At 52.4% G+C, this 18,778-nt stretch carries 18 protein-coding genes; 4 read left to right on the plus strand and 14 right to left on the minus strand.

The window, feature by feature from the left end:
* Positions 1-135: 135 nt before the first annotated feature.
* Positions 136-1,467, minus strand: a complete 1,332-nt coding sequence (locus AC4G46_RS24325) for a PhoH family protein (RefSeq protein WP_068726393.1) — start codon at positions 1,465-1,467, stop codon at positions 136-138.
* A 104-nt stretch (positions 1,468-1,571) separates the two neighbouring features.
* Between AC4G46_RS24325 and AC4G46_RS24330 the strand changes: the two genes are divergently transcribed.
* A complete protein-coding gene (locus tag AC4G46_RS24330) occupies positions 1,572-2,153 on the plus strand; it encodes a YhcN/YlaJ family sporulation lipoprotein (protein ID WP_491124976.1) in 582 nt (193 codons plus the stop codon).
* Between the two features lie 67 nt (positions 2,154-2,220).
* Here AC4G46_RS24330 and AC4G46_RS24335 read toward each other — a convergent pair whose 3' ends face one another.
* The 12 genes from AC4G46_RS24335 to AC4G46_RS24390 form a co-directional block, all read right to left on the minus strand.
* On the minus strand, positions 2,221-2,676 hold the full coding sequence (locus AC4G46_RS24335; protein ID WP_491124977.1) for a PNPOx family protein: 456 nt from the start codon (positions 2,674-2,676) through the stop codon (positions 2,221-2,223).
* Between the two features lie 99 nt (positions 2,677-2,775).
* Entirely contained in the window at positions 2,776-3,855 is a 1,080-nt protein-coding gene (locus AC4G46_RS24340) for an LCP family protein (RefSeq protein WP_491124978.1), read from the minus strand.
* 82 nt (positions 3,856-3,937) lie between these two features.
* Positions 3,938-4,234: a YlaH-like family protein gene (locus AC4G46_RS24345; RefSeq protein ID WP_068726396.1), complete on the minus strand. Its 297-nt coding sequence runs from the start codon at positions 4,232-4,234 to the stop codon at positions 3,938-3,940.
* A 138-nt stretch (positions 4,235-4,372) separates the two neighbouring features.
* A complete protein-coding gene (gene typA / locus AC4G46_RS24350; RefSeq protein WP_491124979.1) occupies positions 4,373-6,217 on the minus strand; it encodes a translational GTPase TypA in 1,845 nt (614 codons plus the stop codon).
* Positions 6,218-6,422: 205 nt separating this feature from the next.
* Entirely contained in the window at positions 6,423-6,935 is a 513-nt protein-coding gene (locus AC4G46_RS24355; protein WP_491124980.1) for a hypothetical protein, read from the minus strand.
* A gap of 187 nt (positions 6,936-7,122) precedes the next feature.
* Positions 7,123-7,785 carry a TerC family protein gene (locus AC4G46_RS24360; RefSeq protein WP_491124981.1) on the minus strand — a complete coding sequence of 221 codons (663 nt, stop codon included), beginning with the start codon at positions 7,783-7,785 and terminating at the stop codon, positions 7,123-7,125.
* 101 nt (positions 7,786-7,886) lie between these two features.
* Positions 7,887-9,173, minus strand: a complete 1,287-nt coding sequence (thiI, locus tag AC4G46_RS24365) for a tRNA uracil 4-sulfurtransferase ThiI (RefSeq protein WP_491124982.1) — start codon at positions 9,171-9,173, stop codon at positions 7,887-7,889.
* Positions 9,174-9,176: 3 nt separating this feature from the next.
* Positions 9,177-10,328 carry a cysteine desulfurase family protein gene (locus AC4G46_RS24370; RefSeq protein ID WP_491124983.1) on the minus strand — a complete coding sequence of 384 codons (1,152 nt, stop codon included), beginning with the start codon at positions 10,326-10,328 and terminating at the stop codon, positions 9,177-9,179.
* Positions 10,329-10,495: 167 nt separating this feature from the next.
* Positions 10,496-11,206, minus strand: a complete 711-nt coding sequence (locus tag AC4G46_RS24375; protein ID WP_491124984.1) for a lytic transglycosylase domain-containing protein — start codon at positions 11,204-11,206, stop codon at positions 10,496-10,498.
* Between the two features lie 196 nt (positions 11,207-11,402).
* Positions 11,403-11,810, minus strand: a complete 408-nt coding sequence (locus AC4G46_RS24380) for a hypothetical protein (protein WP_491124985.1) — start codon at positions 11,808-11,810, stop codon at positions 11,403-11,405.
* Positions 11,811-11,821: 11 nt separating this feature from the next.
* Positions 11,822-12,046 carry a DUF1540 domain-containing protein gene (locus AC4G46_RS24385; protein ID WP_491124986.1) on the minus strand — a complete coding sequence of 75 codons (225 nt, stop codon included), beginning with the start codon at positions 12,044-12,046 and terminating at the stop codon, positions 11,822-11,824.
* 233 nt (positions 12,047-12,279) lie between these two features.
* Positions 12,280-12,777 (minus strand): YpuI family protein, encoded by a 498-nt coding sequence (locus AC4G46_RS24390; RefSeq protein ID WP_068726411.1) that lies wholly within the window; start codon positions 12,775-12,777, stop codon positions 12,280-12,282.
* Between the two features lie 344 nt (positions 12,778-13,121).
* On the opposite strand from AC4G46_RS24390, the gene AC4G46_RS24395 reads away from it, so the two are divergent.
* On the plus strand, positions 13,122-15,017 hold the full coding sequence (locus tag AC4G46_RS24395) for a S8 family peptidase (RefSeq protein WP_491124987.1): 1,896 nt from the start codon (positions 13,122-13,124) through the stop codon (positions 15,015-15,017).
* A 54-nt stretch (positions 15,018-15,071) separates the two neighbouring features.
* Here the strand turns inward: AC4G46_RS24395 and pdxR are convergent, their stop codons facing one another.
* Positions 15,072-16,517: a MocR-like pyridoxine biosynthesis transcription factor PdxR gene (gene pdxR / locus AC4G46_RS24400; protein WP_491124988.1), complete on the minus strand. Its 1,446-nt coding sequence runs from the start codon at positions 16,515-16,517 to the stop codon at positions 15,072-15,074.
* A gap of 93 nt (positions 16,518-16,610) precedes the next feature.
* Between pdxR and AC4G46_RS24405 the strand changes: the two genes are divergently transcribed.
* Together AC4G46_RS24405 and AC4G46_RS24410 are read left to right on the plus strand one after the other, a co-directional pair.
* Positions 16,611-17,840: an aminotransferase-like domain-containing protein gene (locus tag AC4G46_RS24405; RefSeq protein WP_491124989.1), complete on the plus strand. Its 1,230-nt coding sequence runs from the start codon at positions 16,611-16,613 to the stop codon at positions 17,838-17,840.
* A gap of 24 nt (positions 17,841-17,864) precedes the next feature.
* Complete coding sequence (locus AC4G46_RS24410; protein ID WP_491124990.1) at positions 17,865-18,404, plus strand: hypothetical protein; 540 nt, start codon at positions 17,865-17,867, stop codon at positions 18,402-18,404.
* The last annotated feature ends 374 nt before the right edge of the window (positions 18,405-18,778 follow it).

Here is an 18,778-nt window from a genome sequence, read left to right on the forward strand (position 1 = left end):
CTCACTCCGCTACACTACTCTCGGGGAACAGAAAAATAATCTCCGCTCCGCTGTGGGGCGGGCAGGCAAAAAGCCGGGAGGAAAATCTCCCGGCTTTGTATGCAGTCCCGGACTTTGTCCGGGGGCTGCATGTATTTACAGCAGATCCGCTGCCAGCTGGGCCAGGCGCGAACGCTCGCCTTTTTCCAGAGTGATATGGCCGCTGATGCCCTCCTGCTTGAATTTCTCAACAATATAGCTGAGACCGTTGCTTGCCGCATCCAGGTAAGGATGGTCAATCTGCTCGGGGTCGCCCATGAGGATGACCTTGCTTCCCTCCCCGGCACGGGAGACAATCGTCTTCACCTCATGGCGGGACAGATTCTGCGCTTCATCGATAATGATGAACTGCGACGGAATGGAACGTCCGCGGATATAGGTGAGCGCTTCGACCTGGATGCTGCCCAGGCCCATCAATATTTTATCAATATCGCCGGCTTTTTTGGTATCGAACAGGAACTCCAGGTTATCGTAGATCGGCTGCATCCATGGACGGAGCTTTTCATCCTTTTCGCCGGGGAGATAGCCGATATCCTTACCCATCGGAACTACGGGCCGGGCAATCAGCAGCTTTTTGTAGCGGTGCTCATCCTCCACCTTGAACAGTCCCGCTGCCAGGGCCAGCAGTGTCTTGCCTGTACCCGCCTTGCCGGTGATGGTAACAAGCGGGATATCCTCATTCAGCAGCAGCTCAAGCGCCATCCGCTGCTGGGCGTTGCGGGCGCTGATGCCCCAGACTGCGTCATTGCCGAGGTAAAGCGGCTCAAGGCGGGACGCATCACTGTTCACTTTGAGCAGGGCCGACTTACCGCTGCCGATTTCATCCTTCAGAATAACAAACTCATGCGGATACAGCTTGAAAGAGAGGTTCAGCTGCTTCACGGACAAGGAACGGTTGCTGTAATATTCATCAATCAGCGACGGATGAACCAGCAGTGACTGATAGCCAGTATACAGCTCGTTCAGGTCGCCGGTACGGTCGGACAGATAGTCCTCCGGCGTTATGCCAAGCACATCCGCTTTGATGCGGACGAGCACGTCTTTACTTACGAGTACCACAGGGCGCGGTTCAGCTTTTTCGTTCTCCTCAAGGAGATAATTAAGCGCTACAGCCAATATCCGGTTGTCGTTGGAGACTTCCCCGAACATTTCCTGTACCTTTACGAAGCTGCGGTGGTTCAGTTCCACCTTCAGCGTGCCTCCATGCTCCAGCTCCACCCCGCTATGCAGGTGGCCCAGCTCACGGAGTCCGTCTAACAAGCGTGACACGGTGCGGGCGTTGCGGCCGATTTCGTCGGCGTTGCGCTTCTTGGAGTCGATTTCTTCCAGGACTACAGCCGGAATGACTACTTCATTCTCCTTAAACGCAAAGATCGAATTGGGGTCGTGCAAGAGCACGTTAGTGTCTAGTACAAATATCTTTTTCATGATATCCCCTCCACAGCGCCTGGTTTGATTGATCATACATAACTCTTTTCAGCAAGGGCAACATAAGGTAAAGTACTGATTTTTGACTGAAAGGAGTATTTCATATGAGAAAATCAATGTGTCTGTTGCTGGTACTGCTGCTGCTGACAAGCTGCGGTATCGCCAATAAAGAGTCATCACCCTCTCCTCAGAGTAAACAATCGCCTGAAGTGTTAAGCAGCCAGGGGGAGCATGGAGTGCAGCAGCTGTCTGATGACAACACTGCCGCCATCGATAACAACAGGGGGTCCGGAACCGGACAACCTTATGACGTTCAGGACAACAGTGATGTTGCACTGAAGGATCATTTTGAGCAGCTGGCCAAAAGAGTACCCGGTGTAAACGGAGCCCACTGTGTCGTCATGAACAACCTGGCCGTAGTCGGCATTGATGTAGACGGGTCGCTTGAGCGCTCGCGGGTCGGAAGCATTAAATATTCGGTAGCCGAAGCAATCCGTAAGGACCCCCGCGGGGTAAAAGCACTGGTCACGGCCGATATGGATCTCTCAGGCCGGCTGGATGATATGAGCCGCCATATGTCGCAAGGTAACCCGGTTTCCGGATTTGCCTCCGAAATGGCAGATATTATCGGCCGGATCATCCCTCAGCTGCCTGAAGATACAAAGCCTCAAGGCAATAATCAATAAAAGCTCTGCCGCTGATCACTCCCTTATATTGGTATACCGGGTAGACAAAAAAAGCCTAGTGACAGTATCACTGGGCTTTTTGCATGGCGGCAAACACTTGTCCGTCCAGCTTCTCAGCCGCACGTACATCGTATACCTTCGCATATTTAGGGGCGGACTCAAGCTGTGCGCCATAGAAAAGCGCATTGCGGACCGCTTCAATTTCAATATCAAAACAGCACATCTTAAAAGGCACATCGGGGAGCGGATCCAGCTTAACTGCAGCGCGCCCGTTAATGGCATGAACGGTTCCCTCGCCGAAAACCGTAATGGTCACCAGCGGATTAACCTTCATATTGTTCACCAGCCTCGACCGGTGGTCAACCGCAAGACGTACGACAGAAGGACTCACGGCATAGACCCAGGAAATGGCTGTAGACGTTGGGCCTCCGGATTCCGCATCCACCGTATTAAGAAGAACAAAGGTTTCCGATTGCAGCATCGATAGCAGGGATTCATTGAGCTGAGCAACGGCTTCGGACATAAGTACAGGCCCCCTATGCGGCAAATGTGCATTCAATTTATTATATTATAGCACACGCGTAAACTTGCATTCAATTTAGAGATGCTTTCATGAAGCAGCTCAAGGAGTTTCAGAGGCAGCTGCTGAACCGGCAAGTGTTGCCTGAAGGCTTTGTTTGGCATTCTCCAGCTCTGTATCGTTAATATACACATACGGGCTGCGCCAAGTTCCTGTTACCGGCACAAAAGCAATATTCTCTTTGGAAATCTTCCAGTAGGTAGCAATCATGCTTTTAATCTGCTCATTCTCAATATCGGTTTCCAGATTCTTGCCGACAGCATCCATTACATTCCCGATTTTGAGCACACCGCCCAGTGACTGCATCTGCCCGACCAGCGCATTCAGCACCTCATTCTGGCGTTTGTTGCGGTCAAAGTCATCCGAGCCCTCCGTTTTCGGGCTGCAGTTGGACTTGCGGTACCGCACATAATCAAGTGCATCATCCCCGTTCAGCTGTGCCGGACCTTTTTTTAGATTAATATCGGTTCCGTCCACACTGTCCGTATAGCACATATCGGCGCTGATATTCACATCTACCCCGCCCAGCTCATCGACAATGTCACGGAAGCCCTGAAAATCAAGTACCGTAACATAATCAATGTCAATACCAAGGTATTTGCCCATCATCGTCTTCATCTCATCCTCGGCGGAAAGGCCGGAGGTGTCTTCTTTGCCTTTGAATCTTGCGTAATAGGCATTGATCTTATTCTTCTTATAACCGCTAAGCTCCACATACGTATCACGGGGCAGTGAAACGACCGTTGCCGATTTCGTATCCGGGTTCAGCGCAGCCACCATAATGACATCTGTCAGATTGGAGGGATGCTTAGGACGGTTATCGGTTCCCAGCAGCAGCATGGTCAGCGGCTTCGCAGAAGCAAGCTGTCCGCTGTCCACTGCCTGATCGGTACCAAAGCCGCCCTTCTCGAATTTATAGTACAGATAACCGGCATATCCCAGTCCGGCAAGCACGGCGATCAGCACCAGCATCAGCAGCATTCTGGTCAGCCTGGCAAAAAAGCTGCGCTTTTTAACTTTTTTCTTCTTCGTTTTGGTCTGCGGGGCAGTACGGTTCTGTTGTCCTCTGCCTCCCTGTGGTCCGTTTGATCTTGGTGGCAGGCTTCCCTTGCTATTACTCATAATGGAATAAAGTCCTTTTCAGTTCACATGGATTTTGGTTCAAGCTACAAGCTTAGACGAAAACCGGAAGCAAAAGTTGCGTTTACCGGTGTTTGTCCGCCGCTGCAGCCTTCCGTCTCTGCCGGGCTTCCACCAGATAGCGGACCCGCACCAGCAGCATAAGCCCTACTGCAACCAGCAGGCATTGGATAATCGGCAGCTTGTCATGCTGAAAGATTAGCAGCATACCGGAGCCGAGCGCCATCATCAGATACAGTACAATCTCCTTGCCGATTGACAGCTTCTGATTGACACGGAAGACACGGTTATACACATATGTCAGCAGAACAAAAATGACGATATAAGCGACTATCGGATGATCAGCGAACCAGCTCTGCACAGCCCGTCACTCCTCCCGGAAATAGATGTCGCATCCATTATATCATTCCTGCCGTCATTAATCTTTAAATTTAAGCAAAGCACCGCAGGACACAAAAAAACCGCCGGATTTCACATCCGGCGGCTTATGGCTGTCAGCTTAAGCCTGGCTGGCTTGAGCCTGCTTACGCTGCTTCTCTGCACGTTCGCGTTCGCCCTTGTTCAGGATCTTCTTGCGCAGACGTACGGATTTAGGCGTGATTTCGCAATATTCATCATCATTCAGGTACTCAAGGGCACCTTCCAGTGAGAACATACGCGGAGTTTTCATTTTTACCGTTTCATCCTTTGTGGCGGAACGCACGTTAGTCAGTGCTTTTTCCTTACAGATGTTAACGATAATGTCGTTGTCACGAGTGTGTTCACCGACGATCATACCTTCGTAAATATCAGTACCCGGCTCCAGGAACAGGATACCGCGGTCTTCAACACCCATCATGCCGTAAAATGTAGTGGTTCCGGTTTCGCTGGATACCAATACGCCCTGGTGGCGTCCGCCAACCTGGCCGCCGATCAGCGGAGCATAGCTATCAAACGCGTGGTTCATTACGCCATAGCCGCGTGTCAGTGTCAGGAAGTGTGTATTGTAACCGATCAGGCCGCGTGCCGGAATCAGGAATTCCAGACGTACCTGGCCAGTACCGTTATTGATCATGTTAACCATTTCAGCTTTGCGTGTTCCCAGGCTCTCCATAACAGAACCCATGCTTTCTTCAGGAATATCGATCAGCAGACGCTCAAGCGGCTCCATCTTGGCTCCGTCAATTTCCTTCACGATAACCTCAGGCTTGGAAACCTGCAGCTCATAGCCTTCACGGCGCATATTTTCGATCAGGATACCCAGGTGAAGCTCACCGCGGCCGGATACGATAAAGGCGTCAGGGCTGTCTGTTTCGTCTACACGCAGGCTGACATCTGTTTCAAGCTCTTTGAACAGACGCTCACGAAGTTTACGGGAAGTTACCCATTTCCCTTCTTTACCAGCAAACGGGCTGTTGTTCACGAGGAACGTCATTTGCATAGTAGGCTCATCGATCTTCAGAACCGGCAGCGCTTCAGGGTTAGCCGGATCGGCAATTGTTTCGCCAATGTTGATGTCCTTGATTCCGGCAATTGCAACGATGTCGCCTGCACCGGCTTCTTCGGTTTCAACACGCTTCAGACCCTGGAAGCCAAACAGCTTCTCAATACGGGCGGTTTTGCTCTTACCGTCACGCATAATTACCGTTACGGATTGGCCTTGCTTGATTACGCCGCGGTTAACGCGTCCGACAGCAATACGGCCCAGATATTCGTTGTAGTCCATCAGCGTTACCAGGAACTGCAGCGGCTCGTCAACTTTTTCAGTTGGAGAAGGGATGTACTCAGTAATGGTGTCATACAGTGCCTGCATGTTGTCGTCCTGCTTCTCAGGATCAAGGCTCGATGTGCCGTTAAGCGCGGAAGCATAGACAACCGGGAATTCCAGCTGATCGTCATTAGCTTCAAGCTCAATAAACAGATCAAGCACTTCATCGATAACTTCCTTCGGACGGGCAGCCGGACGGTCAATCTTGTTCACAACAACGATAGGAGTCAGGTTCTGCTCCAGCGCTTTGCGCAGAACGAACTTCGTCTGCGGCATGCAGCCTTCATAAGCATCGACAACGAGCAGTACGCCGTCAACCATCTTCATGATCCGTTCCACTTCGCCGCCGAAGTCAGCATGGCCCGGAGTATCTACGATGTTGATCAGGAATTCTTTATAGGTAATTGCTGTATTTTTGGCAAGGATAGTGATTCCGCGTTCCCGCTCCAGATCATTGGAGTCCATTGCACGTTCCTGAAGGGTTTCGTGGGCGCTGAAAATACCGGATTGCTGCAGCAGCTGATCGACAAGTGTTGTTTTACCATGGTCAACGTGGGCAATAATCGCGATATTGCGGATTTCTGTTCTTGAATGCATGATTTGTATCCAAATCCTCTCATTTATCAAATTAAAAATGTTTAAATTCTTAGCATGTCACGGCAATCTCACAAAAGAAGCGCCTGGCAGAAAGCCGACGCTCCAACATTTCTTAATTCTATAGTGAAAGCACCATGAAAAGCAAGTCTTTTTATGAAAAAACGATTTCCAGCTCCGTGTAAATTTTCTAGTTCGTATAGCCTCTTTACCAGCCGCCGTTCCACTTTTTACGGCTTCCCCGTTTTTTTCGGCCAGACATCAGCCAGATTCCCGCAGCTACCAGCACAATACCAAGCAGATATAGCGCACCCGTACCGATCATGCTGAACACCAGCAGAACAACGCTCACTACCCCGAGAATGACAGCAAAAGCTGTGAGACCTCCCGTCCTTGCCGGAGAATAAAAGGCATATTCATACAGGCCGACAGCAACACCAAGCAGCAGCACCGGCCACAGATGGCGCATATAACCCCAGCCCCAGGTATTACAGAAGCCGAACAGCAGGCCGTAAACCGTCAGTATGCCTGCCGGAACCAGCACAACTGCCGAAGCCCTCTTGCTGAAAAAAAGCACATGCAGGAACAGGCCTGGAATCAGAATTACGAGCGGCCACAAAGCCCGTCCGAGAAATCCGAATACCCCCAGCTTCCCCAATAAAATGATAAGGCCGGCGGCGGCAATGAATATCCCCAGTTTCATGTCTTTATTTGATGACATTATTCACCTATCCCTTCATCGTTCACTTCTTTTCGCTGGATTTCTTTTATATTTTAGCTGAAACTGCCATAAAACGCCATCATTCAGCAGTTATTTCTCATTGAAATCTGCACCTTCCTGCAGAGCTGCAAAAAGGCTGCACCGGAGCTTTTACAGCTTCCGGCACAGCCCTCATTATTACCGCTTCTTAACTGGCTGATACCAGCCGTTTCCTGAACACGCCTGTCAGGATAACAATGATGCCCAGAGCTATCGGCAGGAAGGTGTGATGGGAAGGCAGGAAGAACGAGATCACGAGCCCGAACTTGGCATCCTGCAGCAGCATATCCCCTGCCGTATGGGCAAGTATGAACGCGCCGATGTAGACAAGAATTGGATAACGGTGCAACCAGCCTACAATAATACCGCTTCCCCACACGACAATCGGAATACTGAGCATAATGCCTATAACAATCAGGGCGAGATCCCCTTTGGCTACTCCGGCAATGGCCAGAACATTGTCAAGGCTCATAACGAAGTCGGCCAGCAGAATGGTGCGGATGGATCTCCACAAGCTCGAGCCCTCATCACGGACTGTAACCTCGTCCTCGTCCTCCAGCAGCAGCTTGAACGCAATCCACAGCAGCAAAATTCCTCCGCCGGCTTGAATATACGGGATCTGGAGCAGCAGCACTGCGGCAAAGGTCAGCACGCACCGCAGGGCCACTGCACCAGCCGCCCCCCACCAGACCGCCAGTTTCCGGTGCTTCTCCGGCAGGTTTTTGCTGGCCATCGCGATTACCATCGCGTTGTCCCCGCTCAGCACTAGGTTGATCATCAGTATTTCACCAAGCAGAACTATCGAATCCATAGGTTTCTTACCTCCCCGGGCTACATGTATTACATGTATGTCCACAGCGGGCAAGCTATGCTTCCTGTCCAATTATTTATAAGGATCAGGCATCGGCTGACCTAGAACCATTCCTCCTGCAGCCCGGACTGGACTGGCACCAGATCTTGCGGCTTCTCTTCACCGTAAGGTGTAATGGTAATCGTCTCCGTACCTGCGACCGCCTCATCCAGCCGTGCAGAATATCCGGGCAGAGTCGCTTCAATCTTTTCAATGATCCGCAGGTTCGGGTTGGTTGTGGGCGATTTCGGAACAAACAGGGTGCAGCAATCCTCATAAGGCAGAATCGACAGGTCGTACGTTCCGATTCTCTGGGAAAGCTCCACAATCTCACTCTTATCCATCATCACCAGCGGGCGGAGCAGCGGAAGAGCAGTGGCGCGGCCTATGACGTTCATGCTGGACAAGGTCTGGCTGGCCACCTGCCCCAGACTGTCTCCCGTAACGACAGCAAGCGCACCTTCCCGCTCAGCCAGCCGGGTGGTGATTCTCAGCATCGCCCGGCGCATCAGCGTAATGATCAGGTTATCCTGCCCGATTCCGGTAAAAGAGGTCTGCACCTCCGTAAACGGAACCAGATGCAGCTTGATTCCCCCTGCATAACGCGACAGCACACGCGCCAGATCAACAACCTTTTGGCGGGCAAGCTCGCTTGTATAAGGGTAGCTGTAGAAATGGACACACTCCACCTCAAGCCCCCGGCGCATGGAGGACCAGGCTGCTACCGGGCTGTCGATGCCGCCGGACAGAAGCAGCATTGCCTTCCCGTTCGTACCCAGAGGAAATCCGCCTACACCTTCAATCTGGTCGCAAAAAATATACGTTGACCCCTCGCGGATTTCCAGCTTCAGCTCAAGCTCAGGCGACTTTACATCGACCAGCAGCCCCGGGTAGCCCTGCAGCAGCGGGGTGGAAATCAGCTTATTCATCTCAATCGAGCCATGCGGGAAGTCTTTCCACACCCGGCGCGCGTTAACCTTGAAGGTTGTCCCCTGCGGCGGGGCGATGATCTCCAGGAATCTCCGGCTGGCTGCCAGAATATCGTCAAATTCCGAGCGTGAAACCTTGACCGGACTGATTGAAGCAATGCCGAATACATTCTTCAGCGCCTCCGCCAGCTCACTTGCAGGCTCGCCGTTCAGCGTCACATAAATCCGCCCGAATTCCTTGCTAAGCACCGCTTTCGGATAAGGCTTTACCATTTCCTTGACATGGCGCAGCACGGTCTTCTCGAACCGGTTGCGGTTCTTGCCCTTCAACGTAAACTCCCCGAAGCGCAGCAGCAGCATATCGGCATATTCAATGCTGCTTCCGCGGCCTGCCGCGGCTTCAGTTCTATTCTCTCTCATTAATCATTTCCTGCCTCTCTCCACAATCTTCAAAGCTTGTACAGCAGATAGCAGCGCCTGCTCCAAGGCCGCAATATCAGCCTGCGTATGAGCATCCCCCAGACTGATGCGCACACCGCCAAGCGCTGCTGCAGCATCCCTGCCCATGGCCAGCAGAATCCGGCTGGGTTCAGCCAGCCTGGAGGAACAGGCGGAGCGGGTAGAAACCGTCATCCCCAGCTCCTCCAGCTTGCGGGCCATCACCTCTCCGTTTACGGCCGGATAGGAAAAATGCACAATATGCGGCGCTCCGTCCCTGCTGCTGTTCACTGTAAACTCGGGAACACCTGACAAAAACGCCAGCAGCCGGTCCCGCAGCGGTGTAATCTGCTTATAATAGGCTTCCCTGTTTTCTGCACCCATACGGACCGCTTTGGCAGAAGCGACGATCGCAGCTACGTTCTCCGTGCCTGCCCTGCCCCCCTGCTCCTGCGACCCGCCGGTAAGCAGCGGGAACAGCGCAACCCCCTCCCGCACATAAAGAATACCTACACCGCGCGGACCGCGGAGTTTATGGGCAGACAGGCTGTATAGATCTGCCTGCCACTCCTTCAGTTCCGTGACCAGCTTTCCGAAGCCCTGTACACCGTCCACATGAAACAGCGTACGGTGATTGGCTGCCTTGACGATCTGTCCGATTTCTTTAAGCGGCTGCACCGCGCCAGTCTCATTGTTGACATGCATGACGCTGACCAGCACCGTATCCCGCCGGACTGCTGCAGCAATTCCGGCCGGATCTACCACTCCCGTGGAGTCAGGTGCCACAAACGTCACCTCCCAGCCCAGGGACTGCAGCTGCTGGCAGCTCTCATATACTGAAGGGTGCTCGATCTGCGTGGTAACAATATGGCGTCCCCTGCCCTGATATTGCAGGGCTGCGCCTTTAACCGCCAGGTTATTGCTCTCCGTGGCTCCTGATGTGAACAGGATTTCATGAGGTGCTGCACCAAGCGCGGCGGCACATACTTCTCTGGAGCGTACAAGCAGCCGTTCCGCTTCTCTCCCTGCACGGTGCAGCGAGGAAGGGTTGGCATAATGCAGCCTCATAATCTGACCCATCGTCTGAACTACTTCCTCATACGGCGGGGTTGCTGCGGCATAATCCCAATACAGCATATATTTAAGTTCTCCTTTATCTTGTTGACTAATCAGGATTACACAATGATTCTATCAAGACTTATAGAATACCTTATTGTATAGGCCATATAAAGTCCGGACCGAAAAAAAAGACCAAACGGTCATATCCCGCTGCAAAGATGCGGGTACACCGTTTGATCTTGTTATTATAGCGCGTATTCGGCGCGGGCGCGTTCTATTTTGGTAATATAGGCCTGTGTTTCTTTGGGAAGAAGGCTCAGGTTCTGCATCAGCTCTTCGTCATTGCTGACGCCCAGCTTGTTCACCCGTCCGGGCCCGGCATTATATGCAGCGAGTGCCATCTTCTCTTCCCCGTCATAACGCTTCAGCTGATAGGATAAGTAGCGTACACCGCCGTCGATATTCTGGGCCGGATCGAACGGATCCGATACGCCAAGCCCGTTCGCTGTTCCATCCATCAGCTGCATCAGCCCTTTGGCTCCCGCCGACGAAACCACATTCGGATTAAACGAGGATTCCGTATCGATCACTGCCTTGATCAGTTCAACCGGTACGCCGTATTTTGCACTTGCCGTCTGAATCAGCTCTTCGTAATCTGCCGGTACACTCTCCACGGTTCCTCCGGATATACTGCCGTAAGCCACATTTGCTGCACCAAGCTGCTGCCAGATCAGGCTGCTCAGCGCTGTACTGTCTTTTGCAAGTGTAGCCGCTCCCGAATGACTGCTCCCGTCCGCAGGCTGTGCAGAGAGCTGCTGCAGGACAGCGGCGAACTCAGCTCTGGACGAGCTCTGAGCTTCAGCGGCGCCTGCTGCTGCCGGCAGTCCGCTGCTTGAACGCAGGTTCACCCACTTCAGCTGCCCAAGTCCGCTTGCTGATGCTGGATCGATACTCATTTTGGACATCCTTCTCTCTGGTTTAATCTTTATATAAATATCCTGGTAGGAAGAAGCTCTAATTAAAATTTGAGATACGCCTTTATTTTACAATTCATTCATCATAAATGCTATATATCGACAAGAAAAAACAGACTTCCGACCCTCATAGATAGGTCTAAAAGCCTGTTTCGTTCTGCTTTTCTTATTCCCGGCATTACCTGGCAAAGGGTATCATTACAAAATAACTTAATGTGGACACGATCCCCAGTCCCATCGCCCAGGCCCCCGCTGTTTTCTGCCCGCGGGAATAGGCATTGTAACCAAGAACAACCGCTACGGTTCCGGTAATAATGGACCAGATAAATAACGAAACGACTCCGAACCCCAGAGCAATATAGCCCATTGTCCTGCTGTCATTATGCTCGCCGGCCGTCTGCCGGACCTCTGAACCGTTACTGTCGCTGGATCCCGGTTGACGCACCAGCGGCGGACTCACCTCGGCAGCATATTCCTCACGGTGTGCCGGGTCGCGTCTTGGATAATCCACACGGCTTCGAGGACGCAGGATTACTTTTCTGCGCCGTGACGGGTCAATCTTTGTTCCCTCATCATTAGACTCCATTGGTCATCCCCCTACTCGCCCGGCTTAAAGGTCAGACAACAGGTTGCGGATGAAGTGCCCGCATGATCATGATGATTGCCGAGGCTAGTCATCTCTTCGGCGAATTCTTCCTTGAAGGCGCTGCCCGCATGCTTGTCGATTTCAATAACGATTTCTTCAGCCCGGCATACATTTTGTGAACCCCAATAATGGCAATTGCTGACACTGCATCTTACAAGCGGTTTGGCGTTTGACATGATTATCATCACCTCGGTATCATTATGTCCCTGCTCCTGCGTGTGTATGCGGATAGGGAATGCCACCTGCTGGCGGGGCAGGCAATGTAAAGCATCAAAACAACCATGCGCCGTTCAGGTTACGCTACGGATGACCGATGTGATACAGCAAAAAGAGACCGTACCTGCCATATGCCATGGCAAGCACGATCCCTTGAGCAATTGTAGCTATGGAGCTGGCGGTCCAGTACAGGCTAAACCTGATTCTGCATCCGTTTTTCAGTCAGATAATCGTTTTCGTAGTAGCTGAGATCATCCCGCAGCTCTTCGTACACCTTGGTAATTTCCATAATAATGTCGCGTGCCGGACGGACCGGCTTTTTGCGGAAACGGATGGCATCCTGGCCTGTATAGGCGTAACGTCCGTCTTCGGAATAGCTTTCGTTTTTTGGATAAAAGAAGTTATTCACTCCGTAATGATATACGTTGTAAAGCGCTTTTTGCGCGAAATCCTGATCAAACGTGGCACGGCGCAGCGCAACCCCGAGCTTCTCGTAAGACATTTCTGAGAAGACCAGCAGATGGCGGAGATCGGACAGAAAACCTTGATAAAATGCTGCTGTTTCCTCATCCTCTTCTGTTACCAGCTGAGGCAGCGCATGGGTGTTCAGGAATAGTTCCATTTTTCCGATTACGGATTTCAGTTTTTCTCTCGTCGTTTCACATAGTTTCTGCACATTAGCTGCTGACATGGCGGTTGCTCCCCCTTATTAGTCCTTGCTCTTAGTGTTGGTAAAGACAGGTATTGCCAGGAATACTTGATCTCATCCCGGCCTCAAAAAGACGGTGCAAGCGGTTTATTTCTTAAAAACAGTATAACAAAAACTTCATTCGATTGATACGCAGCCTGGACTGGCTGTTTAATCAGTTTGATATCGCGGATGATTTTGTTGCAATATCAAGAGGCTGAACAAGCTGTTTAATCAGTTTGATATTATCACAAAAACAGGGGACACGGTACCCTTTTCTGTGATGCATAAAAGCGGCGTTCTCTTCTAAACCTACAGCTATACGATACCTAGAAGGAGCGGAGAATATGTCCCGAAAAAATCTAACCGTCGCCGGTCTGATGACCGCTGCGTTCACCGTGATCCTGCTTACTTTTCTGCTTCGCCCTGCCGAAGAAGCGAAGCTGAAGCAGGCAGCTCTTCCCGCCGTACCGGGTCCCCACCAGGAGAAAACAATTAAAAAGACCTCTCTTGTGCAGGATGTCAGCGCGACCGACCGCCTGAACCGGACTGATGTCAGCAGACACCTGCGTACCCTGCTCGCCGAAACGCACGGTGCCGCCCCGCGGGATATATCAACATATGCCAAGCGCCTGCAGCAGGGACACGGGCATATCACTATGCTGATGTGGATCGATTACCGGACCCATAAAACAGACACCTTCAAATCCTCGCTTCCCGAAGGGACAGACCAGGAGAACAAGCAGCTGCTGAAGTACCTTAATACGGCAAAAGCCGCGATTAAAGGCCACCAGTCGTATGAATCGCCTTCTTTTATAATCGGAGATAAAAAGTATTACTTTATGGCCCAGCGTGACCAGGAAGGTCATATCGGCGTGATCGCCTTAATCAGCCAGAACATTCTGGAGCGCGTTGCCGATCATCAGCTCAAGAACCTGCGCCTGATCCCTTATCCTAAGGAGGGCAAATACCGGATTGAATCGGTTCATGCCGATACCCTTAAGGATATTACGGTCAAAACAGGCCATGACAACGAGAATGCCAGCCATTTTTACGAAAATGAAATTGTCGTCCGCTTCAAAAACGTCCACCCTACACCCGGCCAGCTCCAGACGATAACTGCTGATATCCGCTGCAAGCAGCCGCGCAAACTGGGGTATGCCTATATTTTCCGCTCGGACAAGCTGAATTACTCCCAGCTCAAAACCTACTTCGAGAACAAGTGGAGTCCTGAATATACAGAGCCTCACTATATGTATTTAACCAATGATACCTCTTACGAAAATACCGGAACTGGAGCCGTTACACCAAATGATCTGCTGTTCTCCACCTACCAGTGGAACCTCCCGGCTATTGAAACGGAACAGGGCTGGAATTTATCCAAGGGCAGCAATGAAGTGATCGTCGCTGTTGTAGACACGGGAGTTCAAGCCTCCCATCCTGATCTGCAGGGCCAGCTGCTGGCTGGATATAACGCCATTAGCAGCGGGTCTGCACCCGATGATGACGTAGGGCATGGAACGCATGTGGCCGGGATTATCGGGGCTATAACCAACAACGAGGAAGGTGTGGCCGGCATCAGCTGGTACAACAAGATCCTTCCGGTAAAAGCGCTCGACAACTCCGGGGCGGGAACCACCTATTCCGTTGCCGAAGGCATTATCTGGGCTGCCGACAACGGGGCAAAGGTTATCAACCTAAGCCTGGGCAACTATGCGGACTCGCAGTTTTTGCACGATGCGATTAAATACGCTTATGACCGGGATGTCGTTATCGTCTCCGCATCAGGCAATGACAACACGGAACGGCCCGGTTACCCGGCTGCTTATGAGGAAGTTCTGGCTGTGGCCGCAACAAACTCTGCCGGGGAAAGAGCTTCCTTTTCCAATTACGGGGATTATATTGATGTCGCCGCTCCCGGTGAGAGCATTGCCAGCACCTATCCGGATAACCAGTATGCCGCCCTTTCAGGAACATCCATGGCCAGTCCGCATGTTGCTGCGCTTGCCGGGCTGGTCCGCTCACTCAATCCGGATTTGACCAACAAAGAGGTTATGGAGCTGATGACGGCAAATGCCGTTGATCTGGGCGAAGCCGGTCATGACAAGTATTACGGCTGGGGCCAGGTAGATATTTACAAGACACTGCGGGCCGCAGGCGGAAGTGATGTGCCGCTGCAGCTGTTTCCGCAGCATGTCGGGCAGCAGCTGAAGAGTATGCGCGAGAAATCGGGTTCTCATTAAAAGGCTAGCAGGAAAATGGACGGCAGGCAGCGCAGGATTGCTGGTGTATACAGCTCATGTTAAACGGTCCGTGCGCAGATGCTCTGTCAGCAGCTGCAGGAACAGCCTGAGCCCCTCTTCCATATCGGCTTCTTTCATTTGCGAATAGCAGAGGCGGATATGCCGGGAAGGAACCTCGCCGGAGTAGCAGACATCGCCCGGTAGAAAAGAAATGCCCGCCTGCTCAGCCCGTGCATGAAGCTTACTGATTCCTTCTGCACCCGGCAGCTGCAGCCACAGGTTCAGCCCGCCTTCCGGAACATTCCAGGTGACTCCCGGGGGAGCGTATCTTTTCAGCAGCTTCACTGCTGTCTCCATACGCACCCGCAGTGCCGTGCGCAGCTGCCTGGTATAAGCATCATACCTGCGTGTGATAAACGGCAGGACTGCCCGCTGGTTCAGCAGCGGGCTGCCGAGATCGCTCGCCGACTTGGCAGCGATCAGTCTGGACAGGATATTGTCTCCGGCGGCTACGCAGGCGATCCGGCAGCCCGGCGCGATAACTTTGCTGAAGCTTTTCATATAGACCACATGGCCTTCCTCGTCCATTGATTTGATCGGCGGCGGGGGCGGCTTATGAAAATAGAGATCGCTGAACGGATCATCCTCCACAATCAGGCAGCGGTAGCTTCTGGCCAGTTCCAGCAGCCGCTGTCTTCTTGTCATGCTCATCGTTACACCGCTCGGATTCTGGAAGGTAGGGTTGGTATAGATTAGCTTTGGTGGACGCTTGTCGCAGAGTCTGGTAAGCACATCGATTCTCATTCCTTCGCTGTCCATGGGGACAAAGATCATCTCCGCCCCCCGTCCTGCAAAAACATCAATGGCTCCTGTATAGCTGGGTGCCTCCAGGTACACGGTATCTCCCGGCCCCACAAAGGTCCGGGCTACAAGATCAATCCCCTGCTGAGAACCGCTCGTAATCATCACACCGGAAGACTGGACCTCCACTCCGCGGCTGTGCAGATGCCTACACATCACTTCACGCAGCTCGGCATCTCCTTGAAAATTACCGTAGGAAGCCATCAGCTCAGGCTGGCCGGTTACCAGCGAAGACATTGTGGCCCCGATAAATTGCAGCGGCAAAAGCTCGCTGTGAATCGCTGCAAGATGAAAGGGATACTGTACGGAAGAATAGTCAAAATTGCGCCAAAGCTGGGCCCGCGGTAAAAAATCGTCATACCCGTCCTGCCAACCGCTTCCCGCCTCTACCGGGGTGAGCGGCCTCCGGGCGACGAAGCAGCCTTTTCCCTGACTGCAGATGATATGGCCGTGGCTTTCCAGCTCCTCATAGGCTTTGCTTACCGTGACCTGGCTGACCTTCAGCGAGGAGGCCAGACCGCGTACGGAAGGAAGGCGTGTCCCCGGCTGCAGCAGTCCGGAGGTGATGCGCTGAGCCAGCGTATCGCTGATCTGCTGGGGCAGAGACTTGCTGCTCCCGCGGTTTAAATCAATGTGCATCTGACCATCCTCCCAACTGTTATATTCACCGCTTTACTGTTATACCGCTATGCCGTTATGATACAACAAAATTCAACTGCGGGGAGATTTTTTATGAAAATTCATTATGCTGAAATGACGAACCATCTTGGCTCATCAGCCGTTCGCGATATACTTAAAGTTACACAGGGCAAAGACATTATCTCGCTGGCCGGCGGCCTGCCCGGGGAAGAGCTTTTTCCGCTGGAAGCGGTGCGGGATGCTTATAACCGCGCACTTTCAGGCAGCGCCTCTTCGCTGCAGTACGGGCTTACCGAGGGCTATACTCCGCTGCGTGAGGCGGTAGCCGCTAGACTTACGCGCCAGGGTATCCCGGTGCAGGCCGGTGATATGCTGCTCACCACAGGCTCCCAGCAGGCAATCGATCTGTTCTGCAAGGTACTGCTAGACCCGGGGGATAAGGTGCTGGTTGAAGCACCGACCTATCTTGCTGCCCTTCAGGTGCTGAACTCTTACAGAGCAGATATCATCACCGTGGATAGCGACGCATTCGGCATGCTGCCGGAGCATCTGGAGGAGCAGCTCAAGCTGCACCGTCCCAAGGTGCTCTATACCGTCCCCACCTTCAACAATCCTTCCGGGGGAAGCTGGAGCAAGGAACGCCGTGAGCGGACCGTTGAATTATGCCGCCGGTACAATGTGCTGATCCTGGAGGATAATCCTTATGGCGAGATCGCATTTGATGATTCCCCCGGCGCCTATCCCCCTTCAATGGCAGCCATCGACAGAAGCTCCGGTGAAGACCAGTGTGTGGTATACACCGGAACCTTTTCCAAAATCGTCGCTCCTGCCCTGCGCACCGGCTGGATTATCGGCCCATCCGGGCTGATCAGCGTCATGGCTAAGGCCAAGCAGGCGGCTGATCTTCATTCCAGCGCCATTGACCAGCGGGCGCTTCATGAATTGCTTCAGAGCTTTGACATCGATAGCCATATCCGCCTCATCTCGCGGGAATATCACTCCCGGATGAAGCTGCTGGCCGGAGAGCTCAGCGGAGAACGCTGGAAGGGCGCCAGCTTCCTGGAGCCGCGCGGCGGAATGTTCCTGTGGCTGAAGCTGCCTGCAGGCATAGATTCCGCCAAGCTGCTGCCTTTTGCGGTTGAACAGGGCGTCGCCTTCGTACCAGGCGAAGTCTTCTACGCAGCCAAGCCGCTGAAAAATGCCATGCGCCTGAACTTCACCCACACGACGCCTGAGCTGCTGCCCGTCGCTGTTCGGCGTCTGGAAGCGGCGCTGGAGCGCTACGGGCGGACGTTGGCTGGGGCAGTGGACACACTCGCTTAAGCAGGCCGTGGAGGGGCTGCTTCCGTGTACGCAAGGCTGACCGGAGGCAAGCAATTCCCTGCAGTGCTTATATTTGGCTGCTCGTACCAGAGTGAAGAGCTGCAGGGGCAATTCAAGGGCATTTTTGCCCTTCATTCCGTCCATTTTGCCGCGCAAGGGCAAATCAAGGGCATTTTTGCCCTTCATTCCGTCCATTTTGCCGCGCAGGGGCAAATCAAGGGCATTTTTGCCCTTCATTCTGTCCATTTTGCCACGCAGGGGCAATTCAAGGGCATTTTTGCCCTTCATTCCGTCCGTTTTGCCGCGCAGGGACAATTCAAAGGCATTTTTGCCCTTCATTCCGCCCATTTAGCTGCGCAGGGGCAATTCAAGGGCATTTTTGCCCTTCATTCCGCCCATTTAGCTGCGCAGGGGCAATTCAAGGGCATTTTTGCCCTTCATTCCGTCCATTTTGCCGCGCAGGGGCAAATCAAAGGCATTTTTGCCCTTCATTCCGTCCATTTTGCCACGCAGGGGCAAATCAAGGGCATTTTTGCCCTTCATTCCGTCCGTTTTGCCGCGTAGGGGCAATTCAAGGGCATTTTTGCCCTTCATTTTATCCACCTACGCCTAGTTGGATTTTTGCCACTTAGATTCACCTCTTATCATCATGCGGGGGTCTTTAGTTGGAAAAAAGGCATCTATTTCGAGCCAGACTGCCCTTTGAGAGGGAAATCGAAGAAATTAAGTGGCGTTTTTCCATCTATTTCCCTTTATTATGAGCGTCGATGAGAATTAGATGCTGAATTCCCACTTAGCCTGATGCGCACCCGTTCTAAAAAACAATTTTACTAAATGAGTTAATCAACATGCCTGCAATAACACACAAAAAAAGGCGGCCCTCCATTGGAGGGCCGCTATCTCGTCGTATATAAGCTGCATAATCGAGCTTTATCAGT

The sequence above is a fragment of the Paenibacillus sp. fava2 genome (assembly GCF_058313675.1).